This is a genomic window from Cupriavidus sp. GW823-FHT06D04, from assembly GCF_058795055.1.
On sequence record NZ_JBXAHL010000007.1, the window covers coordinates 74,350 to 100,576 of the forward strand.

Genomic DNA, 26,227 nt, shown 5'->3' on the forward strand with positions numbered 1-26,227 from the left:
GGCGGACCCTGACATGGCACGATTCTTCATCGACCGCCCCATCTTCGCGATCGTCCTCTCCCTGCTCATCATGCTGGCTGGAGGACTGGCGATCCAGTCCCTGCCGATCGAGCAGTTTCCGCCCGTGGCGCCGCCCTCGGTCCAGATCAGCACCACGTATCCCGGGGCTTCCGCGACCACCGTGCAGAACACCGTGGTCCAGGTGATCGAACAGCAGATGAGCGGGATCGACAACCTGCTCTATATGTCCTCGACCAGCGACGATACCGGCCAGTCGACCACGACGCTCACGTTCGCCAGCGGCACCGATCCGAACATCGCCCAGGTGCAGGTGCAGAACAAGCTGCAGCTCGCCGTGCCATTGCTGCCGGCCCAGGTGCAGCAGTCGGGCGTGCGCGTCACCAAATCCACCAACGCGTTCCTGATGGTGATCGGCTTCGTGTCGGCTGACAACAGCATGAACAAGTTCGACATCGCCAACTACGTGGTCTCCAATGTCCAGGATCCGATCAGCCGGATCAATGGCGTCGGCAACATGAACGTGTTCGGTACGCAGTACGCGATGCGGATCTGGCTCGACCCGAACAAGCTCAATAGCTACGCCCTCACGCCGACTGACGTCACTGCGGCACTGCAAAGCCAGAACGTGCAGATCTCCGGCGGCCAGCTCGGCGGAACGCCGGCCGTGCAGAACCAGCAGCTGAGCGCAACCATCACTGAAGCGACGCTGCTGCGCACGAGCGAGGATTTCGGCAAGGTATTGCTCAAGGTGCTGCCCGACGGTTCGCAGGTAAGGTTGCGTGACGTCGCGCGCATCAATCTCGGCGCGGAGAGCTTCAATGTCGACAACAAGTACAGCGGCCAGCCCGCCTCCGGCATCGGCATCCAGCTCGCGCCGGGCGGCAACGCGCTGGTCACCGCCGCCGCGATACGCGCCCGCATCAAGGAGCTGGAACCGTATTTCCCGCATGGGCTGAAGGTGGTCTACCCGAACGACGTCACGCCCTTCGTCAAGATCTCGATCGAAGAAGTGATCAAGACCCTGCTGGAAGGCATCGTCCTGGTGTTCCTGGTGATGTACCTGTTCCTGCAGAATATCCGCGCCACGCTGATCCCCTCGATCACGGTGCCGGTGGTCTTGCTCGGCACCTTCGGCGTGATGTCGGCGCTTGGCTTCACCATCAACACGCTGTCGATGTTCGGCCTGGTGCTGGCCATCGGCCTGCTGGTGGACGATGCCATCGTGGTGGTCGAGAACGTCGAGCGCGTGATGCACGAGGAAGGACTGTCGCCGCTCGAGGCCACCCGCAAGGCGATGAGCCAGATCAGCAGTGCGCTGATCGGCGTGGCGATGGTGCTGTGCGCGGTGTTCGTGCCGGTGGGGTTCTCCAGCGGCACCGTCGGCGGGATCTACCGCCAGTTCTCGCTCACGATCGTTTCGTCGATGCTGCTGTCGGTGTTCGTCGCGCTCTCGCTCACGCCCGCCTTGTGCGCCATGCTGCTGAAGCCGCCACGCGAGGACCATGGCGAGAAGAAAGGGTTCTTTGGCTGGTTCAACCGCACCTTCGACAAGGGCCGGGACAGGTATGTGCATGGGGTGCGGCACGTCGCGGCCCGCTCCGGGCGCTGGCTGATCATCTACGCGGCAATCGTGGCTGCCGTGGGCATCATGTTTGTCAAGCTGCCGACATCGTTCCTGCCGAACGAGGACCAGGGCTTTATGTTCGTGCAGGTCCAGACTCCGCCGGGCGCCACGCAGGCGCGCACCGGTGCGGTACTCGACGAGGTCAGCAATTACCTGCTGAAGGATGAAGCGGCGATGGTCGAGGCCACCTTCATGGTCAATGGCTTCAACAATGCCGGCCGCGGTCAGAGCCAGGGCCAGTTGTTCGTCCGCTTCAAGGACTGGAGCCAGCGGAACCGTCCCGACCTGACCGCCAAGGCGCTGTCCGAGCGCATCGTCAAGCGCTATGCCGCCTACAAGGATGCCGTCATTTTCCCGGTCAGCCCGCCGCCGATTCGCGGCCTGGGCGTTGCCGCCGGCTTTGACTTCGAGCTCGAGGACCGCGGCGGGCTCGGTCATGAGGCGCTGGCCAGGGCGCGCGAGCGGCTTCTCGCGCTGGCCAAACAGGATCCGGAGCTTGCGCAGGTGCGCTTCAACGGGCAACAGGACAATCCGACTTTCAAGGTCAATATCGATCGCGAGAAAGCCGCCGCGCTCGGCGTCAGCCTGAGCGACGTCGACCAGACCTTCTCGACTGCCTGGGGTTCGCGCTATGTCAACAACTTCCTCGATACCGACGGACGCATCAAGAAGGTATACGTGCAGGCGGATGCGCCTTATCGCATGAATCCCGACGACATCAATATGCTCTATGTGCGCAACAGCGGCGGCAGCATGGTGCCCTTCTCCGCTTTCGCGAGGTCCGCATGGACCTACGGCCCGCCCGTCCTGCAGCGCTATAACGGCGTCGAAGCCATGGAGATCCAGGGCCAGTCCGCACCGGGCAAGAGCTCCGGACAGGCAATGCTGGCGATGGAGCGGCTGGCCAAGCAACTGCCCCCGGGTATTGGCTTCGAGTGGACGGGCACCTCACTGGAGCAGCAGCAATCGAGCTCGCAGGCCCCCCTGCTGTACGGCTTGTCGATCCTGGTGGTATTCCTGAGCCTTGCCGCCTTGTATGAGAGCTGGTCGATCCCGGTCTCCGTCATCATGGTGGTGCCGCTCGGCATCCTGGGCGCGCTCGGTGCCACGTCATTGATGGGCCTGTCCAACGATGTTTACTTTCAGGTCGGGCTGCTCACCACCATAGGCCTGTCGGCAAAGAACGCCATCCTTGTCGTCGAATTTGCGCGCGAGCGTCACGCCCAGGGCCTCACGGCGCTCCAGGCGGCCATCGAAGCGGCACATATGCGCATGCGGCCGATCGTGATGACCTCCATGGCCTTCATGCTTGGAGTGCTGCCGCTGGCGCTGGCAAATGGCGCGGGCTCCGCCAGCCAGAACGCCATCGGCACCGGGGTGATAGGCGGCATGTTGACCGCCACCTTTGTTGCCACCTTCCTGATCCCGATGTTCTATGTCGTGGTCAGCAACAGGCTTGGCAGAAAGAAGCCGGCCGAGCCGGCAGCATCCGCGATGGCCGCGGCTGACCAAAGCGCAGGAGGACACTGAGATGAAGCGATACCGATACGCAGCCTGCGCACTGCTCGTGACCCTTGCCGCCGGTTGCTCGCTGCAGCCCGTGTACCAGCGACCAGCAGCACCCGTGTCGGCCGCCTTTCCCGCGGGCGAGGCCTACAAGACCGCTTCAGCCGGGACCGCCAGCGCCACGCTGCCGGCCGCGGAGATCGGCTGGCGCGATTTTCTTGCCGATCCTCGCCTGCAGCGGCTGGTCGAACTCGCACTGCAGAACAACCGCGACTTGCGCATCGCGGCGCTGAACGTCAGGAAAGTCCAGGCGCAGTACCGCATCCAGAATGCGGCACTGTATCCGCAGGTGGACGCCGGCGCGAGCGCTACGGCCAAGAGCACGTCTCCCGGCGGTTCCATCACCGGCGCGGGCGCCTCCCACAGCTATTCGGCGGGTCTTTCAGCGTCCTGGGAGATTGACTTTTTTGGCCGCCTGCAAAGCCTCTCGGATGCAGCATTCGAGCAGTACCTGGCAAGTGCCTACGCGCGCCAGGCGGCCGAGATCCTGCTGGTGTCCGAGATCGCTGACCAGTACCTCACCACGCTCGCTTACGACGAGCAACTCGCGGTGACGCAGAGCACCCTGGAGACCGCGCAGGCAGCCTACAAGATCGTGAAACTGCAGTTCGACACAGGCACCGCGTCCGAACTGGACCTGCGCCTGTCGGAGACCACGGTCGAGCAGGCACAGGCAAATTACGCCGCCCAAGTCCGCTTGCGCGCGCAGGCCGAGAATGCGCTGGTGCTGCTGGTCGGCCAGCCGATGCCGCCCGACCTGCCTGCGCCCGTCAGGCTCGGCGACCAGCCGATCCTGACCGACCTTCCGGCCGGCCTGCCCTCGGATCTGCTGCATCGCCGTCCTGACATCCTGCAGGCCGAGGCAACCCTGCGCTCGGAGAACGCGAACATCGGCGCCGCGCGCGCGGCCTTCTTTCCGCGCATTTCGCTGACAGGCACCCTCGGCACGGCCAGCGCGGCACTCGGTGGCTTGTTTGCTGGCGGATCCAGCGCATGGTCTTTCATCCCCTCCCTGGTCATGCCGATCTTTACCGCTGGCGCGAACCAGGCCAACCTGGATGTCGCGACGGTCCAGAAGGACATCGGCATCGCGCAATACGAGAAGACCGTCCAGACCGCGTTCCGGGAGGTTGCCGACGGGCTGGCGGAGCGCGGCACCTACGACAACCAGCTGGCGGCGCAGCAGCGCTACACCGATACCCAGCGGCGCCGGCTGGCGCTGGCCAACATGCTCTACACGAGTGGCACCGACAGCTATCTGAGCGTGCTGACCGCACAGACCGACTTGTATAACGCGCAGCAGGCACTGGTCACGACCCGCCTGAACCGCCTGACCAGTCTGGTCGACCTGTACCGCTCGCTCGGCGGCGGCTGGATCCAGCGCACTGGCGATGCGCCGCGGCAGGCGGCAAGTGCCTCATAATTCCCGGAATCGTGAGGATGGGCCTTCGGATCGCCGCGAGGCTGGCAACCAGAACACACTGTGCCTAATATCTCATCAGGCCATGCCTGGGGACCGGATTCATCATGAAACTACTGATCGTCGAGGACAACGAGCGCGTCGCCCAATTCCTCAAAAAGGGATTGAGCGAAGCGGGGCACACCGCGGATCACGCCGACAACGGACGCGACGGCATGTTCCTCGCTGCAAGCGAGCCTTATGATGCGATCATCATGGATCGGATGTTGCCAGGCGGCATTGACGGCCTGGCGATCATCGAGGCGTTGCGCAGGACCGGAAGCAAGGTCCCTATCCTGATCCTGAGCGCCCTTTCGGATGTGGACGATCGCATCCGGGGTCTCAAGAGCGGCGGTGACGACTACCTGGTCAAGCCCTTTGCCTTTGGCGAGCTGCTGGCACGCCTCGATGCACTGCTGCGGCGTTCGCAGGAGGGCCGGGCCGAGACCACGCTGACGCTGGGCGACCTCTCCATGGACCTGCTTGCCCATAAGGTAACGCGGGCGGGCAAGGCCGTCGCGCTCCAACCGCGTGAATTCAAGCTGCTCGAATACCTGATGCGCCACGCCAACCAGGTGGTGACGCGAACCATGCTGCTGGAAAACGTGTGGGACTATCATTTCGACCCACAGACCAATGTCATCGACGTCCATGTCAGCAAGCTTCGGCAGAAGATCGATGACGGCAGCGGGCGGCAATTGCTGCGGACCATTCGCAACGCCGGCTATATGCTGACAGCAGATGATTAAGCGCTTGCGCTTTTCAGCGCTGAACGTCGGGCTTGGCTATGTTGCCGTGAGCCTGGTCGTGCTCACCCTGTTTGCCACACCGCTCTTGTACGCCTGGCACAACACCATCGAGCAAAGTCGCACCGAAATGCTACAGGCCGATGCGCGGAATATGGAAAATCTCTTTGCCAGGCACGGAGCCGATGCGCTGGTCATGGCCATTGAAACCCGGGTCGGCGGGCAACTTGAGGACGTCGAAACCACCATCATCCTGTTCGCTGATCCGGCCCTGGCGAAGCTTGCCGGCAATTTGCCGGCATGGCCCCGCGAGGTTCCCGCATCGACTGGCATGCACGCCGCATCAATCGGTGTACGCGAGCGGGTGGTAAGGGCCGTGCTGATCCACAAGGTACTTCCCGGGGGCTATCACCTGTTATTGGGGCGGGACGTCAGCCGCTTTGAGAAGCTCGAAGCACTGTTCATGTCCGCGCTGGCGGGCGCAGCCTGCATGGTCTTGCTGCTAGGCGTAGCGGGTGGGCTACTGGTCCGTCGCACGCTGCTCTCGAAGGTGCACGACATCAACCAGGCAGCCGCTGCCATCATGCAGGGAAATCTCGCACACCGGTTGCCGGCTTACGGCGGTGAAAGCGAGCTCAATACGCTCGTAGAGACCCAGAACCGCATGCTCGACCAGATCGAGCACCTGGTCGAGGGCATCCGCAACGTGTCCAATGCGATCGCGCATGACCTGCGCACCCCGCTGGCGGAGTTGCGCTCCCGCCTGGAAGAATTGTCGGTGACCCGGCCGCGCCCGGAACAAACCTTCGCCGAGATCGACAGCGCCATTGCCGACGTCGACCGCGTCATGGGCATCTTCAACGCGCTGCTGCGCCTGGCGGAGATTGACTCCGGAATGCGCCGCTCTGGCTTCATCGAAGTCGATGCCGCTGCCGTGGCGGGCGAAGCCGCTGAATTCTATCAACCCGTGGCGGAACTCCAGGGGGTGGCCCTGTCTTTCGCGTCGTCCGGTCCGCTCCCGCTGGCTGGCGATCCCCTGTTGCTGGCGCAGGCGGTCGGGAATCTTATCGACAACGCGCTCAAGTATGCCCAGCAGCGCGGGACAATCACAGTCGAGGCGTCACGCCGCGCTGACGGGGCGGTCGTCATCTCTGTGTCAGACGATGGGCCGGGCATCCCCGATGACGAGAAGCACAAAGTCCTCGAACGCTTCTACCGCGGCGACGCAAGTCGAAGTACACCGGGTGTGGGATTGGGGCTCAGCCTCGTGGCCGCCGTTGCAAAGCTGCATGGCGGCGCCCTGGAGCTGACCGACAATCACCCGGGGTTGAGGGCAACGCTGGTCCTCTTTTCTTAGAGTTCATACTTGGGGAGGGTCGTGATCTCCCCTGCCGATCACGCAGCGCGTGTCGCGGCCACTGCCCTGATTTCGACGAAGAGCGACGGCGGGGCCAATGCGGCCACGCCGAGGATGGTCCAGGCGGGAGCGTCTTCCCGGATGTAGCGGTCCTTGATTTCGCGGAACACCTGGAGCTGCTTGTCGACATCGACGTGATAGCTGACCAGTTCGACAAGATCCACGCGGGCTGCGGCCCAAAGCCGTTTGCAGCGAGCATCACCTTCGATGTCCCCTCCCCTTTAAGTCTCCCTTAAGTCTTTCCTCATAGAGTGAGGTTGTACCACCAACAACCGGATACAGAGGCCATGACCCTCCAAGATTCGCAAGCACTCGAAGTCTTCCTGACTCAATTGACCCAGGCCCGCGCCGGCGCGAAGGACCCGCAGGCGCAGGCGCTCATCGCCCAAGCGGTCGCGATACAGCCGGACGCCGCCTATTTGCTGGTCCAGCGGGCCATGCTGCTCGATCATGCCTTGTCGATGGCAAAGGCGCAGATCGCTGCATTGCAGGACCAGTTGCAGGCTGCGCAGGCCAACGGCTCCCGCAGCTTCATCGATCAGCAGATTGCGTGGGGCGCCAGTGCGAATCCTGCTGCCGCGACGCCCGTGCCTGCGCCCGCTCAGTCAGTGTCACCCGCGTTGCAGATCCCCCCGGCGCAGCCGCCCCGGCCGGGCTTCCTGAGCGGCGGGCTCGGCGGCACGCTGGGCAGCATCGCAACCACGGCTGCCGGCGTGGCCGGCGGTGCCTTCCTGTTCCAGGGTATCGAGAACCTGTTCGGCCACAGCAGCAAGAACGCGTTCCTGGAGCCGTCCGGCATGAACACGCCAGGAACGGAAACGAACGTCGTCAACAACTACTACGGGAACGATGACCAGACATCGGTCGCTGCGCGCGATGGGGGATCGGATAGTGGCAATCTCGATGCAGGCCTGAGTGACGACGGTTTCCTGGACGACGATTCGACCGTGATCTAGCGCCATCGCGCTGCCCGCGTGGCACGCGGCTGCCCTGCCCCCCAGGATCAATGCTGACTCGCCCCGGCAGCGCCAATCCCGGTCATCGCACGCACGAACTGCGCACCATATCGCTGGCGCTCGGTGCTGGCCTGGGTGGAGCGGTCCAGCACCGACGCCAGCCAGGCGCTGGCGAAGGCCAGCGTCATCGAGAACAGCGCCGGGTTGGCATACGGGAAGATCGCCTTGTCATGATGCAGGATGCCTACCCAGACCGTCGGGCCCAGCACCAGCAGCGCCACCGCCGACACCAGGCCGGCCATGCTGCCGGTCACGGCGCCGCGAGTGGTCAGGCCTTTCCAGAACATCGACAGGAACAGCACCGGGAAGTTGACGGAGGCCGCGATCGCCAGCACCAGGCCGGACAGGAAGGCGATGTTCTGCTTCTCGAACATCACGCCGAGCACCATGGCCAGCACGCCGATCACCAGGGTGGCCGCCTTGGACACCCGGATCTCGTCCTTCTCGTTGGCCTGCCCGCGGCGGAACACGTTGGCGTACAGGTCGTGCGAGACCGCCGAAGCGCCCGACAGGGCCAGGCCCGCCACCACCGCCAGGATGGTCGCGAACGCCACCGCCGAGATAAAGCCGAGGAAAAGATCGCCGCCGATCGCATGCGACAGGTGCACCGCCACCATATTGCTGCCGCCGATGATCTTGCCGGCGGCGTCGCGGTAGGCCGGGTCCGCGCCCACCATCACGATCGCACCGAAGCCCACCACCAGGATCAGCACGTAGAAGTAGCCGATGAAGCCGGTGGCATAGAGCACGGACTTGCGCGCCTCGCGGGCGTCGGCCACGGTGAAGAAGCGCATCAGGATGTGCGGCAGGCCCGCGGTGCCGAACATCATCCCTACCCCCAGCGAGATCGCATCGACGGGATTGGACACCAACCCGCCCGGCGACAGGATCGCCAGCCCCTTGTCATGCACCTTCGCCGCGCCGGCGAACATGGCTTCCGGGCTGAAACCGAAGTACGCCAGCACCATCACGGCCATGAAGGTCACGCCGCCAAGCAGCAGCGCGGCCTTGATGATCTGCACCCAGGTGGTGGCCAGCATGCCGCCGAACATCACATACAGCACCATCAGCAGGCCGACGATCACCACGGCGGACTCATAGCTGGTGCCGAACAGCAGCTCGATCAGCTTGCCGGCGCCGACCATCTGCGCCACCAGGTACATGATCACCACCGTCAGCGTGCCGCAGGCGGCGGTGATCCGCACCGGCTTCTGCGCCAGCCGGTATGACACCACGTCGGCGAAGGTATAGCGGCCGAGGTTGCGCAGCCGCTCGGCGACGATGAACAGGATGATCGGCCAGCCGGCCACCACGCCCAGCGCGTAGATCAGGCCGTCATAGCCCTTGTCGAACATCATCGCGGAGATGCCGAGGAAAGAGGCCGCGGAAACCATGTCGCCGGCAATTGCCAGTCCGTTCTGGAAGCCGCTCAGCCCACCCCCGGCGGCATAGAAGTCGGATGCCGAGCGCGTGCGGCGCGCCGCCCAGCGGGTAATGCCGAGCGTGAACAGCACGAACAGCATGAACATCACGATGGCGCTCCAGTTCAGCGGCCGCGGCGCGGCATCGCCCTGGATTGCGGGTGCCGCCGAGGCGGCCATGCTGGCAAGCCCGAGCAGGGCCGCGCACAGGTAACGGTTGGCGGGCTTCATGCCTGGCACTCCTTGCGCACGCGTTCGTTGAGCGGGTCCAGGTCGCGGTTGGCCCGGTACACGTAGATCCCGGTCAGCAGCACGGCCGAGACGATCACCGCGACGCCGAGGGGAATGCCGACGGTCATCACACCCGCGCCCAGCGGTGTGCCGAGCGTGGTCGGCGAGAACGCCAGCAGCAGGATAAAGCCGAAGTAGATCGCCAGCATGACCAGCGTCAGCGACCAGCCCAGGCGGGTCCGCCCGTTGGTCAGCCGGATGAAATCGGGGTGGTTCTGGATGGTTTCCAGTTGTCTCGCGTCCATGGTGGTCTCCTTTGGCGCAGGGGGGCGCGGCGCCTCTGGGTGGGCGCCATCGGTGGATGAATTGCTGCGGGGATGAATCTGCCGGCGGTTTGCTCCCCTCTCCCGCGCGCGGGAGAGGGGCCGGGGGAGAGGGCAGGCGTGTGGCAAGCACGTTGCCGCCACACTCCGTGGATACTCCTGCCCTCTCCCCCACCCCTCTCCCGCAGGCGGGAGGGGGGAACGTTTGCCACGGGTGTTGGTAGAGAACAGTGCTTCAGATCGCCCCGACCGGCTGCTCGTGCGTCACCTTCGGCCGCATATCGAGCACCCGCCGTGCCTTGCCGACCGTGGTGCGCTCGATGCCGTCCGCATCCACCACCTGCACGCGCGTGGTCACGCCCACGTAGGTCTTGATCTGGTCCTTCAGCTCACGCTCCAGCGTCGCGCGGGCGTCGGCACAGAGGGCTGCCGAAGGTCCGGGCCGCGCTTCGACCCGAACTTCCAGCTTGTCCAGGTGGCCGTCGCGGGTCACCACCAGCTGGTACTGAGGCGCCAGGGCCGGCGTCTTCAGGATCAGCTCCTCGATCTGCGACGGGAACACATTGACGCCGCGGATGATCAGCATGTCGTCCGAGCGGCCGGTGATCTTGCCGATGCGGCGCATCGAACGCGAGGTGGGCGGCAGCAGGCGCGTCAGGTCGCGCGTGCGGTAGCGGATCACCGGCAGCGCTTCCTTGGTGAGCGAGGTGAACACCAGTTCGCCCTCTTCGCCATCCGGCAGCACCTCGCCGGTCACCGGATCGATGATCTCGGCGTAGAAGTGGTCTTCCCAGATCACCGGGCCGTCCTTGCTCTCGATGCATTCGCATGCGACACCCGGCCCCATGACTTCAGACAGTCCGTAGATGTCCACCGCGTCGATACCGGCGCGGGCCTCGATCTCGGCGCGCATCGCATCCGTCCACGGCTCGGCGCCGAAGATGCCGACCTTGAGCGAGCTCTCCGACGGATCCATGCCCTGGCGCTCCATCTCCTCGATCAGGTTCAGCATGTACGACGGCGTCACCATGATGATGTTGGGCTGGAACTCGCGGATCAGCTGCACCTGTTTCTCGGTCTGCCCGCCGGACATGGGGATCACCGTGCAGCCGGCCTTCTCGGCGCCATAGTGGGCACCCAGGCCGCCCGTGAACAGGCCATAGCCATAGCTGACATGGACCAGGTCGCCGGCGCGGCCGCCGGCGGCGCGGATGGAGCGCGCCACCACGCTGGCCCAGGTATCGATATCCTTCGCGGTATAGCCGACCACGGTCGGCTTGCCCGTGGTGCCGCTCGACGCATGCACGCGCGCCACCTTCTCGCGCGGCACAGCGAACATGCCGAAGGGATAGTTGTCGCGCAGGTCCTGCTTGGTCAGGAATGGAAACTTCGACAGGTCTGACAGCGACTGCAGGTCGTCCGGATGCACCCCGGCCGCATGGAAGGCCTTGCGGTAATGCGGCACGTTGTCGTAGGCATGGCGCACGCTCCATTTCAGCCGTTCCAGCTGCAGCGCCTGCAGTTCGTCGCGGCTGGCGCGCTCGATCGGCTCCAGCTCGTTGGGGTTGGGGATGCGTTGAACCATTGTCTACTCCATCATCGTTATGATCGCGCCGCATACGTATTTGGGGGCCGGCGCCGGGTACTGCGACTGCTAGCTAGTACATCAGATATGGGAACGGCTCTGCACCACGCGGAAGCGGTTGGCGACGAAGGCCGCATCCGACAGCGAGGCATTGGCTGCCGGGTTGGCGCCGGTGGCATGGAAGTCGCTGAACGCGGCCGACTGGTTGACGAACACGCCCCCGGTCAGGTTCAGCGACAGGGCCACGCCCGCGTCCTCGGCGGCATCGCGGATGGCCTCATTCACGCCGGCATCGGTGGTATAGGCCGACAACGTCAGTGCGCCATGTTCCTTCGCGCCGCGGTGCGCCAGCGCGATGCTGTGCGCGGTGTTGTCGGTGGCGACGATGAAGGAGATCGGGCCGAACAGCTCCTGCATGATCTTGCCCTCGTCGCTGGCGTCCACCTTGAGCACCAGCGGCGTGCGGATGCGCGCGCCGGGAAACTCCGGGTGCTCCAGCACGCGGCTGTCGGCGACGATCTCGCCCAATGCGCGCGACGATTCGATGCGCTGCACCACCCCGTCGTTCTGGATCGCGCCCAGCAACTCCACCGCCTTGGCCGCATCGCTGGTGAGCCTGACCACGCCCTCCCCGATCGCCGCGGCTACCTGGTCGAAGCTGAGGTGCCCTTCCGGCGTGTCGATGCCGTCCGTCGGCACATAGATGTTCTGCGGTGCCGTGCACATCTGGCCCGAGTACAGCGCCAGCGAGAACGCGATATTGCGCACCATGCCCTTGAAGTCGCCGGTGGAGTCGATCACGATCTGGTTGACGCCGGCCTTCTCGGTATAGACCTGGGCCTGGTGCGCATTGCGCTCCAGCCAGTCGCCATTGGCGCTGCTGCCGGTGAAGTCGATCAGGCGCACTTCCGGGCGCAGCGCTAGCGTGGACGCCATGCGCTCGGTCGGGTCGTTGGCCACCAGCGTGACCAGGTTGGGGTCGAAGCCGGCTTCCTGCAGCACCTCGCGCGCCACCTCGACGGTGATCGCCAGCGGCAGGATCGCGCCCGGGTGCGGCTTGACCACCACCGCGTTGCCGGTCGCCAGGCTGGCGAACAGGCCGGGATAGCCGTTCCAGGTCGGGAAGGTGCAGCAGCCGATCACCAGGCCCACGCCGCGCGGCACCACGCTGTAGCGCTTCTCCATGCGCAGCGGCTCGCTCTTGCCCTGCGGCTTCTCCCAGATCGCCTGCTTCGGGATGCGGCGCATCTCGTCCCAGGCGTAGGCAACGGCTTCCAGTCCGCGGTCCTGCGCGTGCGGGCCGCCGGCCTGGAAGGCCATCATGAAGGCCTGGCCGGTGGTGTGCATCACTGCGTAGGCAATCTCGAAGCTGCGGCGGTTCAGGCGCTGCAGGATTTCCAGCGACACGCCGACCCAGGCTTCCGGCCCGGCCTTGCGCCAGGCGGGCATGCCTTCGGCCACGCCGGCAAAGAGCTGGTCGAGGTCGGGCTTCGGATAGGTGATGCCCAGTTCCGCGCCGTAGGGCGAGACTTCCTTGCCCGCCTGGCCGACGGTGCCCGGCTGCGACAGCGCGAACGGGCGGTTCAGGCGGGCCTCAAACGCAGCCTTGCCGTCGGCGTTGGCGGTTTCGCCGTAGACCCTGGGGCTCGGCATTTCGGTGAACGGGCTCCAGTAGCCGCGCTCGGCAATGGCTTGGGTGGCTTGTTCCAGCAGCGCCTGGTGGCGTTCAAAAAACAGATGGGACACGGCTTGCTCCGGGGGCAGAATGATTTGTGTATGGGTCGGGACGGCAGCAGGAAACGCCTCAGGTTTCCTGGTCGAAGTCGATCACCAGCTTGTCGCTGACGGCGTAGCTCTGGCAGCTGAGGATGAAGCCGCGCGCGACTTCGTAGTCCTCCAGCGCAAAGTTGACGTCCATGTCGACCTCGCCTTCGATGCGCTTGCAGCGGCAGGTCGAGCAGACCCCGCTCTTGCATGAGTAAGGCAGCTCGATGCCTTGCGCCAGCGCGGCATCCAGCACCGTCTCCTTGTTCTTCTCCAGCGTGAAGGAACGCGTGCGGCCGTCCTGGATCACCGTCACCTCGCACTGCTGCTGACCCACCTGCTTGTGCGCATGCGCGGCCGGGCGTGCCGAGGGGATGCTGGTGGCAAACAGCTCGCGCTTGATGCGGGCCTTGTCCACGCCGTTGTCGAGCAGCGCCTGCGACACCTCCTCCATCATCGAATGCGGGCCGCAGATAAAGGCGATGTCGATGTCCTGCGGCTTGACCCAGTGCTTGAGCAAGGCATTGACCTTCTCGCCGTCGATGCGGCCGTTGAAGAGGTCGATATCCAGCTGCTCGCGGCTTAGCACGAACACCAGGTTGAAGCGCTGCAGGTAGGTGTCCTTCAGGTCTTCCAGCTCTTCCTTGAACAACACGGAAGACGAGGCGCGGTTGCCGTAGAACAGCGTGAAGCGGCTTTCCGGCTCGGCCTGTAGCGTGGTCTTGATGATCGACAGCATCGGCGTGATGCCGCTGCCGGCGGCAAATGCCACGTAGTGCCTCGCTTGCGCGGCAGACAGCGGCACGTGGAAGTGGCCGGATGGCGGCATCACCTCCAGCTTCATGCCGGGCTGCAGCTGTTCGTTGGCCCAGTTCGAGAACAGGCCGCCGTCGACGCGCTTGATCGCCACGCGCAGCTGCGCGTCCTGCACCGCCGAGCAGATCGAGTACGAGCGGCGCACGTCCTCGCCGCCGATGCCGGTGCGCAGCGTCAGGTGCTGGCCCTGGATGTAGCGGTAGGTGTCGGCCAGTTCATCCGGCACGGCAAAGGTCACGGCCACGGCATCGCGGGTTTCGCGGGTGACCGAGGCCACGGTCAGTTCATGGAATTTGCTCATCTCACTACCCCGGTCAGGTTCAGTGCGCCTTGAAGTAATCGAACGGTTCCTTGCAGTCGCCGCAGCGGTACAGGGCCTTGCAGGCGGTCGAGCCGAACTGGCTGACCAGCCGCGTGTGCCGCGAGCCGCAGTGCGGGCAGGCCACCACCAGCGCAGGCGCCACCTTGCGGCTGATGCCGCTGATGTCGATCACCTGCTGGGCCGGCGGCGCAATGCCGTAGCCGCCCAGGCTGGCCTTGCCGCGCGGCGTCATCCAGTCGGTGGTCCAGGCCGGCGCCAGCTGCGTCCGCACGCGCACGCTGGCGATGCCCTGCGCGGCCAGCGTGCGCTCGATTTCCTCCCGGATCACGGTCATGGCCGGGCAGCCGGAGTACGTCGGGGTGATGGTGACGACGCAGGCGTCGTCCTCCCATGCCACGTCGCGCACGATGCCGAGATCCACCACCGAGATCACCGGGATCTCGGGATCGGGCACCGTATCGAGCCAGGTCCAGACCTGCCCGATGGCCGGGCGTGCGATGGCTTGCGCAGTCATGGCGTTCACCAGCTGGCGCCCGGATAGGCGCGCTGCAGGAATTGCATTTCGGCCAGCAGGTAGCCGAGGTGTTCGGTATGGCGGCCGTGGCGGCCGCCGCTCTGCGACCACGTCCCGGCAGGCAATTGCAGCGTGGCTTCTTCCAGCACTGCGGCCACGTGGCGCTGCCACGGTTCGGCCAGTGATGCGGGGTCGGGCACCACGCCGTCCTGCACCAGCGCGGCGTCGCCCGCGTCGGACTCGAACAGCTCACCGCTGAACATCCACAGGTCGTCGAAGGCATCCTGCATGCGGCGGTGGCTCTCTTCGCTGCCGTCGCCCAGGCGCACCACCAGGTCGGCGCTGCGGCGCACGTGATAGGTCACTTCCTTGAGCGACTTGGCGGCAATCTCCGCGATGCGAGCATCGGTCGAGCGCTGCAGCCCGTCGAGCAGGAAGTAGTGCCAGGTGTCGAACAGGAACTGCCGCGCCAGCGTATCGGCATAGCTGCCGTTAGGCTGCTCCGCCAGCAGCAGGTTGCGGAACTGGTGCGCGTCGCGCAGGTAGGCCAGCTGGTCGGCGGTGCGGCCGGCGCCCTCCACTTCCGCGGCGTAGCCCAGCCACAGCCGGGTCTGGCCGGTCAGGTCGAGCGCGACATTGGTCAGCGCGATGTCCTCTTCCAGCGCCGGGCCGCGGCCGCACCATTCCGACAGGCGCTGGCCGAGGACCAGCGTGGAATCGCCGAGGCGCAGCAGGTATTCGAGCTTGTGGTTGTCCATCATGCGGGCCGTATCAGATGTGCTTGACGGCTTCCGGCATCGGGAAGAACGTCGGGTGGCGGTAGACCTTGCTGTTGGCCGGCTCGAACAGCGGGCCCTTGTCGCCGGGGCTGCTGGCGACCACGTCGCCGGCCTTCACCACCCAGACGCTGACGCCTTCGTTGCGGCGCGTGTAGACGTCGCGCGCGTTGTTGATCGCCATTTCGCCGTCCGGCGCGTGCAGGCTGCCCACGTGCTTGTGGGCCAGGCCGTGCTGGCTGCGGATAAAGATCTCCCAAAGCGGCCACTCTTTCATGGCAACCTCCTGTGTCATTGCGTTGGATGGGTGGCGGCGCCGCGCGCCGCGGTGTCAGGCGGCGGCCCGCTGCGCCTGCTTGTCGGCGTGGGTCACCAGGGCATCGCGGAACCACGCGCCCTCTTCCCAGGCCTTGACGCGGGTGCGCAGGCGGTCGCGGTTGCACGGGCCGTTGCCCTGGATGACGTTGTAGAACTCGGACCAGTCGATCTCGCCGAAGTCATAGTGGCCGCGCTCCTCGTTCCACTTCAGCTCGGGATCGGGAATGACCAAACCCAGGTACTCGGCCTGCGGCACGGTCTGGTCGACCATCTTCTGGCGCAGCTCGTCGTTGGAGAACAGCTTGATGCGCCATTGCATGGATTGCGCGCTGTTGGGCGAATCGCCGTCGGACGGGCCGAACATCATCAACGCCGGCCACCACCAGCGGTTCAGCGCGTCCTGCGCCATCTGCTTCTGCTCGGGCGTGCCGTTGCACAACGACAGCAGGATGTCGTAGCCCTGGCGCTGGTGGAACGACTCTTCCTTGCACACGCGCACCATGGCGCGCGCATACGGGCCGAACGAGCAGCGGCACAGCGGCACCTGGTTGATGATGGCCGAGCCGTCGACCAGCCAGCCGATCATGCCGATATCGGCCCAGCTCAGCGTCGGGTAGTTGAAGATGCTGGAATACTTGGCCTTGCCGGTGTGCAGGTCGCCCAGCATCTGGTCGCGCGACACGCCCAGCGTCTCGGCCGCGCTGTAGAGATACAGGCCATGGCCGGCCTCATCCTGGATCTTGGCCAGCAAGACTGCCTTGCGCTCTAGCGTCGGCGCGCGGGTGACCCAGTTGCCTTCCGGCAGCTGGCCCACGATTTCCGAATGCGCATGCTGTGAGATCTGGCGGACCAGGGTCTTGCGATAGGCCTCGGGCATCCAGTCCTTGGCCTCGATCTTGATCCCGGCATCCACGCGCGCCTGGAACTCGCGTTCCTGCGGCTCCATTTCTTCCATGGCGCGAAGCCTCGTCGCTCCTGTCTCCACCAGCTGTGCGTACATCCTTTGCTCCGCTCTTGGTTGCTCTGAATCGGGGTCTTGACCTGCATCAACATCGTCAGTTGCAACGGATGGTAGTGATACAATTTGATTCAATCAATCGGCGTTTGTGTATCACTTAAAGGGGCAGGCCAATGGCAACGTCAGGCACCGATCCGGTTTCTCCGCGCGTGGCGCGGCTGGCACGCGGGCTGAAGCTGGGCGCCAATTCCATGCTGGTGACCTTGTTCGGCGATGTGGTGGCGCCGCGGCCCCAGGCCATCTGGCTGGGCAGCCTGATCCGGCTGGCGGCGCCGTTTGGCATCAATGACCGGCTGGTGCGAACCGCCACCTTCCGCCTTACCGCCGACGACTGGCTGGCCGCTACCAGGATCGGGCGGCGCAGCTACTACGGGCTGTCAGACGCCGGTTTGCAGCGTGTACTGCACGCCGGCAAGCGCATCTACGCCGGTGAGGCATCCGAATGGGACGGCCGCTGGACCCTGGTGATGGTGCGCGGTGACGTACGCGCCACGGTCCGGCAGAAGCTGAAGCGGGAATTGCTGTGGGAGGGCTTCGGCGCCATTGCGCCAGGGGTGATGGCCCACCCCAATGCGGACCTCGCCTCGCTGCGCGAAATCATCCAGGCCGCGCGCGCGCAGGACGATGTGGCGGTGATGGAGGCAAGCAGCCTCGAGGCGTTTTCCATCCGGCCGCTGCAGGCGCTGATGCACCAGACCTTCAAGCTCGGCGACGTGGCCGCTGCCTGGCAGGCGCTGCTGCGCCGCTTTACGCCGCTGGCCGAAGAGGCCGCCGGGCTTGCTCCGGCCGATGCCTTCTTCGTGCGGACGCTGCTGGTGCATGAATACCGGCGCGTGCTGCTGCGCGACCCCAACCTGCCTGAAGCGATGCTGCCGCAAGACTGGCCCGGCCGCACCGCGCGCGGCTTGTGCCACACCCTGTATGGGGCGTTGATCGACGCCAGCGAAGACTACCTGCACCGCGTGGTGGAAGCGGCGGACGGTTCGCTGCAGGATGCCAACCGGAGCCTGCGCCTGCGCTTTGGGCCCGGCGCGCAGGCGGCCGGCGGCAATTAGCCGGGCATCGGGGGAATCCCGGCTGCGAGACTGTGCACGGAATCACCCGTCCTTGAAGAGGAAGCTGTAGGCGTTCAGCGCCGGCACCCCGCCCAGGTGAGCAAAGAGGACTTTCGATCCTTGCGGAAACTCGCCGCGACGGACCATGTCGATCATGCCCTGCATGGACTTGCCCTCATAGACCGGGTCGGTCATCATGCCTTCCAGCCTGGCGCTGAGGCGGATGGCTTCCAGGGTGCCCGCCGAAGGCAGGCCGTATTCGGGGCCGCCATAGCGGGTGTCCAGCACCACGTCCGCTTCAGTGATGTCGCGGCCGAGGCCGACCAGCTCCGCGGTATGGCGTGCGATGCGCAGGATCTGCGCGCGCGTCGGTTCCGGCCTGGCCGATGCATCGATGCCGATGACCCGGTCCGCACGGCCGTCGGCAGCGAATCCCACCACCATGCCCGCCTGGGTGCTGCCGGTGACCGAGCAGACGACGATGTAGTCGAAGCTGAAGCCGAGCTCGGCTTCCTGCTCCCGGACTTCCTCGGCGAACCCTACGTAGCCGAGACCGCCGAGCGGGTGCTCCGAGCAGCCTGCCGGAATCGGGTAGGGCTTGCCGCCCGCCTTGCGCACGCTCTCCATGGCATCTTCCCAGCTTGGGCGAATGCCGATGTCAAACCCTTCGCTGACCAGGCGCACGTCGGCCCCCATGATGCGCGACATCTGGATGTTGCCCACGCGGTCATAGACCGCGTCTGAGTAGTTGACCCAGTTCTCCTGCACCAGCACGCACTTCAGCCCCAGGTGGGCCGCGATGGCGGCAACCTGGCGCGTGTGGTTCGACTGGATCCCGCCGATCGAGACCAGCGTATCGGCGCCCTGCGCCAGGACGTCGGGAATGACGTATTCGAGCTTGCGCGTCTTGTTGCCGCCAAAGGCAAGGCCGCTGTTGCAGTCCTCGCGCTTGGCATAGAGCTCGACCTTGCCACCCAGGCTTTCGCTCAGCCGCGATAGCGGATGGATCGGCGTCGGGCCGAAGGTCAGGGAATGACGCGGAAATTGCTTCAGGTTCATGACTGGCTCCAGGTTGTGGTTGGCATGCGGGCGCCCGGCAGCCGCAAAGCCCGGCATTCGCACGGAAGCTGCGCGACGCCGCATCTGGAATCATCATAAGAACGCTGGGACGAAAGGTGCTTGCAAAGATCTGCGAGTTCTTGCACGATAAAAAGGCCGGAAGCACCAGAAAATTCTCTTTATTCCGTAGAAATGGCCACATCCAGAATAAAATTTCGTACGAAATCCGAGACCTCCCCGCAGCCCGCGCCGGTGCTGGATCGCACGGACAAGGCCATCCTCCGCGCCTTGCAGCGCGATGCATCCATCTCCAACCTGGCCCTGGCGGCCAAGGTCAGCCTCAGCCCGCCCGCATGCCTGCGCCGCGTGGAACGCCTGAAGGCGGATGGCCTGATCCGCGGCGTCGTGGCGCTGCTGAACCCGGCTCCCCTGGACGCGGGGATGCTGGTCATCATCGGGGTCGTGCTGGACAGGTCCACGCCCGAGTCGTTCGCCGCCTTTGAGAAAGCGGCGCAGAAGGTGTCAGGCTGCATGGAATGCCATGAAGTCACCGGCGAGTTCGACTACATCATGATGCTCAGGACGAAGGACAGCGAGAGCTTCAACCGCCTCCACGCGGAGCAGTTGCTCTATCTGCCGGGCGTGCGGCAGATTCGCTCGTTCATGGTGCTCAAGCAGGTGCTGTCGACGACGCAGTTTCCGATTTGAGGATCGGGCTGGATCCGGCTGCGCGGACGAAGAGAGGAGACAGGGGGAAATTCGGGGGCCTGGGGGGAAGCAGAACCCCCGGCGCCGTTGCTGCCGGGGTTCCATCCGGCCAGCCCCTTGAATGTTGGGGCTGGCGCGCAGTCCATCGCTCAGAATGAGCGCGGCAGGCCCAGGACGTGTTCGGCGACGAAGGAGTAGATCAGGTTGGTGGAGATCGGTGCCACCTGGTACAGCCGCGTTTCCCGGAACTTGCGCTCCACGTCGTATTCGCAGGCAAAGCCAAAGCCGCCGTGGAACTGCAGGCAGGCGTTGCCGGCCTCCCAGCTGGCCTTGGCCGCCAGGTACTTGGCCATGTTGGCCTGGGCCCCCATGGGCTCGTGCTTGTCAAACAGTTCGCAGGCTTTCCAGCGCATCAGGTTCGCCGCTTCCAGTTCGATAAAGGACTCGGCAATCGGGAACTGGACGCCCTGGTTCTGGCCGATGGGGCGGCCGAAGACCTCGCGTTCCTTGACGTACTTGGTGACGCGGTCGATGAACCAATAGCCGTCGCCGATGCACTCGGCCGCGATCAGCGTGCGCTCGGCGTTCAGGCCATCGAGGATGTACTTGAAGCCCTTGCCCTCTTCACCGATCAGGTTTTCCTCGGGGATTTCCAAGTCCTCGAAGAACAGTTCATTGGTCTCGTGGTTGACCATATTGGGGATGGGGCGCACGGTCAGGCCCTTCTTCTGCGCCTCGTGCAGGTCCACCATGAAGATCGACATCCCTTCGCTCTTCTTCTTCACCTCGGCCAGCGGCGTGGTGCGCGCCAGCAGGATCATGAAGTCGCTGTGCTGGACGCGGCTGATCCAGACTTTCTGGCCGTTGATGACGTAGCGTCCGTCTTTCTTGACCGCCGAGGTCTTGATCTTGGTGGTGTCCGTGCCGGTGGTGGGCTCGGTCACGCCCATGGACTGCAGGCGCCATTCCCCCGAGGCAATCTTCGGCAGGTACTTGTCCTTCTGTGCCTTGGAGCCGTGCCGCAGCAGCGTGCCCATGTTGTACATCTGCCCGTGGCAGGCGCCGGAGTTGCCGCCGCAGCGGTTGATCTCTTCCATGATGACCGAGGCTTCGGTCAGGCCCAGGCCGGAACCACCGTATTCCTGCGGAATCAGCGCCGCCAGCCAGCCCGCCGCGGTCAGCGCATTGACAAAGGCCTCGGGATAGGCGCGCTGCTCGTCCACCTTGCGGAAGTACTCATCGGGAAACTCCGCGCAAAGCGCGCGGATGGCGTCGCGGATTTCTTGGAAGTTGTTCGATTGGGTCTGTTCGATCATGGCGCTTGGCTTGCGTTCGGTCTGTGGCGGACGGCCGCCTCCTTGTGATAGCCGCAATAGTCGCGGCGTTCGGCCAGTTGGACAATCAGCCTTTCCGAAAGCGCGCCTTCCACCGGGGTTAAGTCCCGGCGACGGTCAAGGCCTTTCGCTTTCGCCAAAGTCCGCCATTGGCATTGTCAAATAGCGCAAACCCCGCTTTGGAGACATGCTCCGGGCTATCTGGCGCATGCGCCGACTGACCGCTGCCCCGTGGACATGCACACCCTCGCCTCCCGCCTGAAAGCCCTGATCCGCCCCGGAGACCATATCTGGTGGGGGCAGGCCACCGCCGAGCCGCTGACGCTGACGCGCGCGCTGGTGGAACACCGCCACGCCATCGCCCAGGGCGGACGGCTCAGTGTCTTTGTCGGCATCGGGCAGTCAGACACCCTGCAGCCGGCCCAGGCCGACGTGCTCGACTTCTTCGGCTACGCCGCCAGCGGTCCGCACCGGCAACTGGCCAGGGCCGGCGTGCTGGACATCGTGCCCAGCCACTATTCGCACCTGCCCGGGCTGATCCGCCAGGGCACGCTTCGGGCGGACGTGGTGCTGGTGCAGGTCTCGCCCGCCGACGAGCAGGGGCGCCACAGCCTGGGGGCGGTGCATGAATACCTCCCCGCGGCGCTCGACCGCGCCCGCGTCATCATCGCCGAGGTGAACCCGGAGGTGCCGTGGACCCACGGCAGCCGCTACCTGACCGCGGACGATATCGACCTGCAGGTCGAAGCGCTGCACCCGCCCATCAGCCTTGACCGCAGCGCGCCCGGGCCGGCCGAACAGGCGATTGCACGCCACATCGCCGGCTGGGTGGAGGATGGCGCCACCCTGCAGATGGGCATCGGCAACCTCCCTGAGGCCGTGGTGGCTGCGCTGCATGGCCACCGCGACCTGGGGCTGCACAGTGGCGCGATCGGCGACGGCATTGCGGCACTGGCCGAAGCTGGGGTGCTGACCAACGCACGCAAGAGCATCGATACGGGCGTGGGCATTGCCGGCATCCTGATGGGCAGCGAACGGCTGCGGCGCTGGGCGCACCGCAATCCGCAATTGCAGCTGCGCGAGACCGCCTATACCCATCACCCCGAGGTGCTGGCCAGCGTCGACAAGCTGACCGCCATCAACTCCGCCATCGAGGTCGACCTCACCGGCCAGGTGAACGCCGAAGTCGCCGCCGGCGTCTATGTCGGCGCCGTCGGCGGTGCCGTGGACTTCCTGCGCGGCGCCGCGCGCAGCCGCGGCGGCCTGCCCATCGTCGCGCTGCCGGCGACCGCCAAGGGCGCGAGCCGCATCGTGGCGCAGTTGTCCGGCCCGGTCAGCACGCCCCGCTCGGATGCGGGCCTGATCGTCACCGAGCACGGCGTGGCCGACCTGCGCGGCCAGACGCTGTCGCAGCGCGTGCGCCGCATGCTGGACATTGCCGCCCCCGAACACCGCGAGGACCTGGAGCACCAGGCCCACGCCATGCTGCGCCAGTGTGGCGCGGCCTTCGTGGCCCTTCCCGGGCACACGCTGACCGACTGACTTATTTGCTCACCCCAACACAGAGTTCCAAGGAGACTTCCATGCGCAGAGCTGCAATCGTCACTCCCCTCCGCACGCCCGTCGGCACCTTCGGCGGCAGCCTGCGCCCGGTGCCCGTGGAGGAGCTGGCCGCCACCGCCGTGCGCGCCGTGGTGGAACGCAGCGGCATCGATCCCGCGCGTATCGATGACGTGGTCTTTGCCCAGTCCTACGCCAACAGCGAAGTGCCCTGCGTCGGCCGCTGGGCCGCGCTGCAGGCCGGCCTGCCGGTCGAAGTGCCGGGCATGCAGCTGGACCGCCGCTGCGGCGGCGGCCTGCAGGCCATCGTCACGGCCTCGATGATGGTGCAAAGCGGCGCCGCCGACGTGGTGATCGCGGGCGGCGTCGAGAGCATGAGCAATATCGAGTACTACACCACCGACATGCGCTGGGGCGCGCGCTCGGGCAATGTGCGCTTCTTCGACCGCCTCGACCGCGGCCGTGAACGCTCCCAGCCGGTCGAGCGCTTCGGCAAGATCTCCGGGATGATCGAGACGGCCGAGAACCTGGCGCGCGACTACGGCATCAGCCGCGAAGCGGCCGATGTCTTCGCCGCCCGCAGCCACGCACGCGCCGCGGCAGCCTGGGAGGCCGGCCGCTTCGATGCCGAGGTCGTCCCCGTGCAGGTGCCCCAGCGCAAGGGCGATCCGGTGCGGTTCGCGCGCGACGAAGGTTTCCGCCCGGAAACCACGCGTGAAAGCCTGGGCAAGCTGCGCACGCTGATGCCGAACGGTACCGTCACCGCCGGCAACGCCAGCCAGCAGAACGACGCCTCGGCCGCGTGCCTGATCGTGGCCGAAGACAAGCTGGCCGAATTGGGCCTCACCCCCATGGCCTCGCTGGTGGGCTGGGCGGCGGCTGGCTGCGAGCCCTCGCACATGGGCATCGGCCCGGTGCCCGCGGTGAAGAAGCTGCTGGCGCGCCTGAACCTGACGCTGGACCGGATGGACCTGGTCGAGCTGAACGAAGCCTTCGCCTGCCAGGTGCTGGCCGTGCTCAAGGGCTGGGAATGGCATGACCAGGACGCGATCGAGCAGAAGCTCAACGTGAACGGCTCGGGCATCTCGCTTGGCCATCCGATCGGCGCCACCGGCGTGCGCATCCTGGCCACGCTGCTGCACGAACTGCAGCGCCGCGGCGGCCGCTATGGCCTGGAAACCATGTGCATCGGCGGCGGCCAGGGTATTGCCGCGGTCTTCGAACGCTACTGAGAAACCCACTGCATTCGCCGTACAGCCCCCGTGCGCGACGGCGGGGGCTGCGCCCGCCTTTTGCCTTTTGCTTTTCGGCTTTTGCCATCGGCTCTTTGCTTTACGTAGGAGAAGTATCTTGATTTCCATCTCACGCCGTCACGCCATGCTGGCCGCCCTGGCCCTGTGCGGCGCAACTCTGGCCACTCCCCCTGCCTCGGCGCAGCCCAACGGCCAGCCGGTGCGCCTCGTGGTCGGCTACGCGGCCGGCGGCCCTGCCGACCAGGCCGCGCGCCTGTTTGCGGTGGCGTTGGGCAAGGCGCTCAACGCCAACGTCATCGTCGACAACAAGCCCGGCGCCAATGCCACGCTGGCCGGCTATGAAGTGGTCCGCGCCAAGCCCGATGGCGCCACGCTGTGGTTCGCCGCCAGCGCGGCGCTGACGGTCGCGCCCAACATCATGAAGAGCCTGCCGTACGACCCGGCGAAGGACCTCGCCCCGGTGGCACCGGTGGCGCGCTACTACAACATGCTGGTGGCCAACGTCAAAGAGCCGTTCAAGGGCACCCAGGACCTGGTTGCCTACGCCAAGGCGCATCCTGGCAAGCTCAGCTACGGCTCTTCGGGCGTGGGCAGCTCCAACCACGTCGCCATGGCCTTGTTCGCCCGGCAGGCACAGGTCGAGCTGAACCATATTCCCTACAAGGGCAATGCCCCGGCCATGACCGACACCATCGGCGGCCAGATCGACGTGATGTTCGACATCATCAGCACCGCCAGCGGCTATGTGCAGAGCGGCAAGGTCAAGCCCATCGCCGTGGGCTCGCCCAAGCGCAGCGCATCGCTGCCCGGCGTGCCCACCTTCCGCGAATCCGGGATTGCCGGCCTCAAGGACTATGAAGCCGGCGGCTGGTACGCCATCTACGCCCCCAAGGGCGTAACCCCCGAGCAGACCCAGAAGCTGGCCGCGGCAGTGCGGCAGGCCGTGGAAGACGCGGAGCTCAGGAAGCGCTATGCCGAACTGGGCTACGAACAGTGGAGCGGCACCACGCAGGACGTCGTGAACACCGCCGCGCGCGAGCGCACGCAGTGGGCCAGCGTGCTCAAGGGCGTGACGCTGGACTGATGGCCCCGCCACCCTCGAACCGACACCGACCCGACATCCAGGAAGAACTGACATGATCCGCGATAACGACATCCTCGAAGCCCTGCTCGACAGCGTGCGCCGCTTTGTGCGCGAACGCCTGGTTCCCGCCGAGGCGCTGGTCGCCGAGACCGACGAAATCCCGCAGGACATCGTGCAGGACATGCGCGAGATGGGCCTGTTCGGCATGACCATCCCCGAGCGTTTTGGCGGCCTGGAGCTGACCATGGAAGAGGAGGTGCGCGTGGTCATGGAGCTGTGTCAGACCTCGCCGGCCTTCCGCTCGCTGCTGGGCACCACCGTGGGCATCGGCTCGCAGGGCATCCTGATGGACGGCACGCCGGAGCAGCAGGCCGCGTGGCTGCCCCGCCTGGCCACCGGCGAGATCCTGGCCTCCTTTGCCCTGACCGAACCGGAAGCCGGCTCGGACGCCGGTTCGCTGCGCACCACCGCGGTCAGGGATGGCGACCACTACGTGGTCAACGGCACCAAGCGCTTTATCACCAATGCGCCGCAGGCCGGAATGTTCACGCTGATGGCGCGTACCAGCCCTGAAATCAAGGGCTCGGCCGGCGTCTCTGCATTTATCGTCGATGCCAAGACACTGGGCATCAGCTTCGGCAAGCGCGACGTGAAGATGGGGCAGAAAGGCGCGCACACCTGTGACGTGATCTTCGACAACGTGCGCGTACCGGCGGCCAACCTGATCGGCCTGAAGGAAGGCCAGGGCTTCAAGACGGCGATGAAGGTGCTCGACAAGGGCCGGCTGCACATTGCGGCGGTCAGCGTCGGGGTGGCCAGGCGCGTGCTGCGCGACGCGCTGAACTACGCACTGGAGCGCCAGCAGTTCGGCCAGCCGATCTGCGAGTTCCAGCTGATCCAGGCCATGCTGGCGGACAGCCAGGCCGAGCTTTATGCCGCCGAATGTATGGTGATCGACGCCGCGCGCCGCCGCGACGAAGGCAAGAACGTCTCCACCGAGGCCTCGTGCTGCAAGATGTTCGCCACCGAGATGGTGGGCCGCGTGGCGGACCGCGCGGTGCAGATCCTTGGCGGTTCCGGCTATATTTCCGAGTTCGGCATCGAGCGCTTCTACCGCGATGTGCGCCTGTTCCGCCTGTATGAGGGCACCACGCAGATCCAGCAGGTCATCATTGCGCGCAACATGATCCGTGAAGCCCGCGGCGCGTAAGAACCGCGCCCCGTTCCAGGACGCCTG

At 65.7% G+C, this 26,227-nt stretch carries 23 protein-coding genes; 11 read left to right on the forward strand and 12 right to left on the reverse strand.

Translation table 11 applies throughout. The features are described 5' to 3' along the window. Positions 1-13: 13 nt before the first annotated feature. From AC1Q7H_RS12230 to AC1Q7H_RS12245, 4 genes are all read left to right on the forward strand, one after another. Entirely contained in the window at positions 14-3,175 is a 3,162-nt protein-coding gene (locus tag AC1Q7H_RS12230; protein ID WP_492381332.1) for an efflux RND transporter permease subunit, read from the forward strand. Between the two features lies 1 nt (position 3,176). Then, positions 3,177-4,634: an efflux transporter outer membrane subunit gene (locus AC1Q7H_RS12235; protein WP_492381333.1), complete on the forward strand. Its 1,458-nt coding sequence runs from the start codon at positions 3,177-3,179 to the stop codon at positions 4,632-4,634. 104 nt (positions 4,635-4,738) lie between these two features. Further along, on the forward strand, positions 4,739-5,419 hold the full coding sequence (locus AC1Q7H_RS12240) for a winged helix-turn-helix domain-containing protein (protein WP_114135028.1): 681 nt from the start codon (positions 4,739-4,741) through the stop codon (positions 5,417-5,419). Continuing rightward, on the forward strand, positions 5,412-6,773 hold the full coding sequence (locus tag AC1Q7H_RS12245) for a sensor histidine kinase (protein WP_492378517.1): 1,362 nt from the start codon (positions 5,412-5,414) through the stop codon (positions 6,771-6,773). The genes AC1Q7H_RS12240 and AC1Q7H_RS12245 overlap by 8 nt, the downstream gene beginning before the upstream one ends. A 38-nt stretch (positions 6,774-6,811) precedes the next feature. Here AC1Q7H_RS12245 and AC1Q7H_RS12250 read toward each other — a convergent pair whose 3' ends face one another. Next, a complete protein-coding gene (locus tag AC1Q7H_RS12250) occupies positions 6,812-6,997 on the reverse strand; it encodes a Rid family hydrolase (protein WP_249679159.1) in 186 nt (61 codons plus the stop codon). Between the two features lie 123 nt (positions 6,998-7,120). Between AC1Q7H_RS12250 and AC1Q7H_RS12255 the strand changes: the two genes are divergently transcribed. Then, positions 7,121-7,789 carry a DUF2076 domain-containing protein gene (locus AC1Q7H_RS12255; RefSeq protein ID WP_492378516.1) on the forward strand — a complete coding sequence of 223 codons (669 nt, stop codon included), beginning with the start codon at positions 7,121-7,123 and terminating at the stop codon, positions 7,787-7,789. A 47-nt stretch (positions 7,790-7,836) separates the two neighbouring features. On the opposite strand, the gene AC1Q7H_RS12260 is transcribed toward AC1Q7H_RS12255, so the two are convergent. The 9 genes from AC1Q7H_RS12260 to paaA all read right to left on the reverse strand — a co-directional run bounded on the left by AC1Q7H_RS12260 (position 7,837) and on the right by paaA (position 16,919). Then, positions 7,837-9,501 (reverse strand): cation acetate symporter, encoded by a 1,665-nt coding sequence (locus AC1Q7H_RS12260; protein ID WP_492378515.1) that lies wholly within the window; start codon positions 9,499-9,501, stop codon positions 7,837-7,839. Further along, a complete protein-coding gene (locus tag AC1Q7H_RS12265; RefSeq protein ID WP_153954022.1) occupies positions 9,498-9,806 on the reverse strand; it encodes a DUF485 domain-containing protein in 309 nt (102 codons plus the stop codon). Before AC1Q7H_RS12265 ends, AC1Q7H_RS12260 begins: the two co-directional genes overlap by 4 nt. A 253-nt stretch (positions 9,807-10,059) precedes the next feature. Further along, positions 10,060-11,409 carry a phenylacetate--CoA ligase PaaK gene (paaK, locus tag AC1Q7H_RS12270; protein WP_153954021.1) on the reverse strand — a complete coding sequence of 450 codons (1,350 nt, stop codon included), beginning with the start codon at positions 11,407-11,409 and terminating at the stop codon, positions 10,060-10,062. A gap of 81 nt (positions 11,410-11,490) precedes the next feature. Beyond that, positions 11,491-13,155: a phenylacetic acid degradation protein PaaN gene (gene paaN / locus AC1Q7H_RS12275; RefSeq protein WP_211981376.1), complete on the reverse strand. Its 1,665-nt coding sequence runs from the start codon at positions 13,153-13,155 to the stop codon at positions 11,491-11,493. A gap of 58 nt (positions 13,156-13,213) precedes the next feature. After that, positions 13,214-14,290 (reverse strand): 1,2-phenylacetyl-CoA epoxidase subunit PaaE, encoded by a 1,077-nt coding sequence (gene paaE, locus AC1Q7H_RS12280; RefSeq protein WP_492378513.1) that lies wholly within the window; start codon positions 14,288-14,290, stop codon positions 13,214-13,216. Positions 14,291-14,309: 19 nt separating this feature from the next. Further along, a complete protein-coding gene (gene paaD / locus AC1Q7H_RS12285; RefSeq protein WP_211981377.1) occupies positions 14,310-14,825 on the reverse strand; it encodes a 1,2-phenylacetyl-CoA epoxidase subunit PaaD in 516 nt (171 codons plus the stop codon). A 5-nt stretch (positions 14,826-14,830) separates the two neighbouring features. Further along, a complete protein-coding gene (paaC, locus tag AC1Q7H_RS12290; RefSeq protein ID WP_492378512.1) occupies positions 14,831-15,586 on the reverse strand; it encodes a 1,2-phenylacetyl-CoA epoxidase subunit PaaC in 756 nt (251 codons plus the stop codon). Between the two features lie 10 nt (positions 15,587-15,596). Continuing rightward, positions 15,597-15,878: a 1,2-phenylacetyl-CoA epoxidase subunit PaaB gene (gene paaB, locus AC1Q7H_RS12295; RefSeq protein WP_010809321.1), complete on the reverse strand. Its 282-nt coding sequence runs from the start codon at positions 15,876-15,878 to the stop codon at positions 15,597-15,599. Positions 15,879-15,932: 54 nt separating this feature from the next. Beyond that, a complete protein-coding gene (gene paaA / locus AC1Q7H_RS12300; RefSeq protein WP_013952980.1) occupies positions 15,933-16,919 on the reverse strand; it encodes a 1,2-phenylacetyl-CoA epoxidase subunit PaaA in 987 nt (328 codons plus the stop codon). A 131-nt stretch (positions 16,920-17,050) separates the two neighbouring features. On the opposite strand from paaA, the gene paaX reads away from it, so the two are divergent. After that, positions 17,051-17,992: a phenylacetic acid degradation operon negative regulatory protein PaaX gene (gene paaX / locus AC1Q7H_RS12305; RefSeq protein WP_492381334.1), complete on the forward strand. Its 942-nt coding sequence runs from the start codon at positions 17,051-17,053 to the stop codon at positions 17,990-17,992. Between the two features lie 42 nt (positions 17,993-18,034). Here paaX and AC1Q7H_RS12310 read toward each other — a convergent pair whose 3' ends face one another. After that, entirely contained in the window at positions 18,035-19,051 is a 1,017-nt protein-coding gene (locus AC1Q7H_RS12310; RefSeq protein ID WP_013952982.1) for a 1-aminocyclopropane-1-carboxylate deaminase, read from the reverse strand. A 192-nt stretch (positions 19,052-19,243) separates the two neighbouring features. Between AC1Q7H_RS12310 and AC1Q7H_RS12315 the strand changes: the two genes are divergently transcribed. Next, positions 19,244-19,759, forward strand: a complete 516-nt coding sequence (locus AC1Q7H_RS12315) for an Lrp/AsnC family transcriptional regulator (RefSeq protein WP_013952983.1) — start codon at positions 19,244-19,246, stop codon at positions 19,757-19,759. Between the two features lie 149 nt (positions 19,760-19,908). Here AC1Q7H_RS12315 and AC1Q7H_RS12320 read toward each other — a convergent pair whose 3' ends face one another. Continuing rightward, positions 19,909-21,075, reverse strand: a complete 1,167-nt coding sequence (locus tag AC1Q7H_RS12320) for an acyl-CoA dehydrogenase family protein (protein WP_013952984.1) — start codon at positions 21,073-21,075, stop codon at positions 19,909-19,911. A gap of 255 nt (positions 21,076-21,330) precedes the next feature. Here AC1Q7H_RS12320 and AC1Q7H_RS12325 point away from each other — a divergent pair, with 255 nt between their 5' ends. From AC1Q7H_RS12325 to AC1Q7H_RS12340, 4 genes are all read left to right on the forward strand, one after another. Beyond that, complete coding sequence (locus tag AC1Q7H_RS12325; protein WP_492378510.1) at positions 21,331-22,635, forward strand: acetyl-CoA hydrolase/transferase family protein; 1,305 nt, start codon at positions 21,331-21,333, stop codon at positions 22,633-22,635. 41 nt (positions 22,636-22,676) lie between these two features. Beyond that, positions 22,677-23,885, forward strand: coding sequence for an acetyl-CoA C-acetyltransferase (locus AC1Q7H_RS12330; RefSeq protein WP_013952986.1), 1,209 nt, complete (start codon positions 22,677-22,679; stop codon positions 23,883-23,885). A gap of 118 nt (positions 23,886-24,003) precedes the next feature. Then, complete coding sequence (locus tag AC1Q7H_RS12335) at positions 24,004-24,990, forward strand: Bug family tripartite tricarboxylate transporter substrate binding protein (RefSeq protein WP_013952987.1); 987 nt, start codon at positions 24,004-24,006, stop codon at positions 24,988-24,990. Between the two features lie 52 nt (positions 24,991-25,042). Continuing rightward, the gene (locus tag AC1Q7H_RS12340) at positions 25,043-26,200 is read left to right on the forward strand and encodes an acyl-CoA dehydrogenase family protein (protein WP_492381335.1); all 1,158 of its coding nucleotides are present in this window, start codon (positions 25,043-25,045) and stop codon (positions 26,198-26,200) included. Positions 26,201-26,227 lie beyond the last annotated feature (27 nt).

Excerpts from the sequence above, each read along its gene's own strand:
- AC1Q7H_RS12230 (WP_492381332.1), top strand. The coding sequence starts at position 14 with ATGGCACGATTCTTCATCGACCGCCCCATCTTCGCGATCGTCCTCTCC.
- AC1Q7H_RS12235 (WP_492381333.1), top strand. The coding sequence starts at position 3,177 with ATGAAGCGATACCGATACGCAGCCTGCGCACTGCTCGTGACCCTTGCC.
- AC1Q7H_RS12240 (WP_114135028.1), top strand. The coding sequence starts at position 4,739 with ATGAAACTACTGATCGTCGAGGACAACGAGCGCGTCGCCCAATTCCTC.
- AC1Q7H_RS12245 (WP_492378517.1), top strand. The coding sequence starts at position 5,412 with ATGATTAAGCGCTTGCGCTTTTCAGCGCTGAACGTCGGGCTTGGCTAT.
- AC1Q7H_RS12255 (WP_492378516.1), top strand. The coding sequence starts at position 7,121 with ATGACCCTCCAAGATTCGCAAGCACTCGAAGTCTTCCTGACTCAATTG.
- AC1Q7H_RS12260 (WP_492378515.1), bottom strand. The coding sequence starts at position 9,501 with ATGAAGCCCGCCAACCGTTACCTGTGCGCGGCCCTGCTCGGGCTTGCC.
- AC1Q7H_RS12265 (WP_153954022.1), bottom strand. The coding sequence starts at position 9,806 with ATGGACGCGAGACAACTGGAAACCATCCAGAACCACCCCGATTTCATC.
- paaK (WP_153954021.1), bottom strand. The coding sequence starts at position 11,409 with ATGGTTCAACGCATCCCCAACCCCAACGAGCTGGAGCCGATCGAGCGC.
- paaE (WP_492378513.1), bottom strand. The coding sequence starts at position 14,290 with ATGAGCAAATTCCATGAACTGACCGTGGCCTCGGTCACCCGCGAAACC.
- paaD (WP_211981377.1), bottom strand. The coding sequence starts at position 14,825 with ATGACTGCGCAAGCCATCGCACGCCCGGCCATCGGGCAGGTCTGGACC.
- paaC (WP_492378512.1), bottom strand. The coding sequence starts at position 15,586 with ATGATGGACAACCACAAGCTCGAATACCTGCTGCGCCTCGGCGATTCC.
- paaB (WP_010809321.1), bottom strand. The coding sequence starts at position 15,878 with ATGAAAGAGTGGCCGCTTTGGGAGATCTTTATCCGCAGCCAGCACGGC.
- paaA (WP_013952980.1), bottom strand. The coding sequence starts at position 16,919 with ATGTACGCACAGCTGGTGGAGACAGGAGCGACGAGGCTTCGCGCCATG.
- paaX (WP_492381334.1), top strand. The coding sequence starts at position 17,051 with ATGGCAACGTCAGGCACCGATCCGGTTTCTCCGCGCGTGGCGCGGCTG.
- AC1Q7H_RS12310 (WP_013952982.1), bottom strand. The coding sequence starts at position 19,051 with ATGAACCTGAAGCAATTTCCGCGTCATTCCCTGACCTTCGGCCCGACG.
- AC1Q7H_RS12315 (WP_013952983.1), top strand. The coding sequence starts at position 19,244 with ATGGCCACATCCAGAATAAAATTTCGTACGAAATCCGAGACCTCCCCG.
- AC1Q7H_RS12320 (WP_013952984.1), bottom strand. The coding sequence starts at position 21,075 with ATGATCGAACAGACCCAATCGAACAACTTCCAAGAAATCCGCGACGCC.
- AC1Q7H_RS12325 (WP_492378510.1), top strand. The coding sequence starts at position 21,331 with ATGCACACCCTCGCCTCCCGCCTGAAAGCCCTGATCCGCCCCGGAGAC.
- AC1Q7H_RS12330 (WP_013952986.1), top strand. The coding sequence starts at position 22,677 with ATGCGCAGAGCTGCAATCGTCACTCCCCTCCGCACGCCCGTCGGCACC.
- AC1Q7H_RS12340 (WP_492381335.1), top strand. The coding sequence starts at position 25,043 with ATGATCCGCGATAACGACATCCTCGAAGCCCTGCTCGACAGCGTGCGC.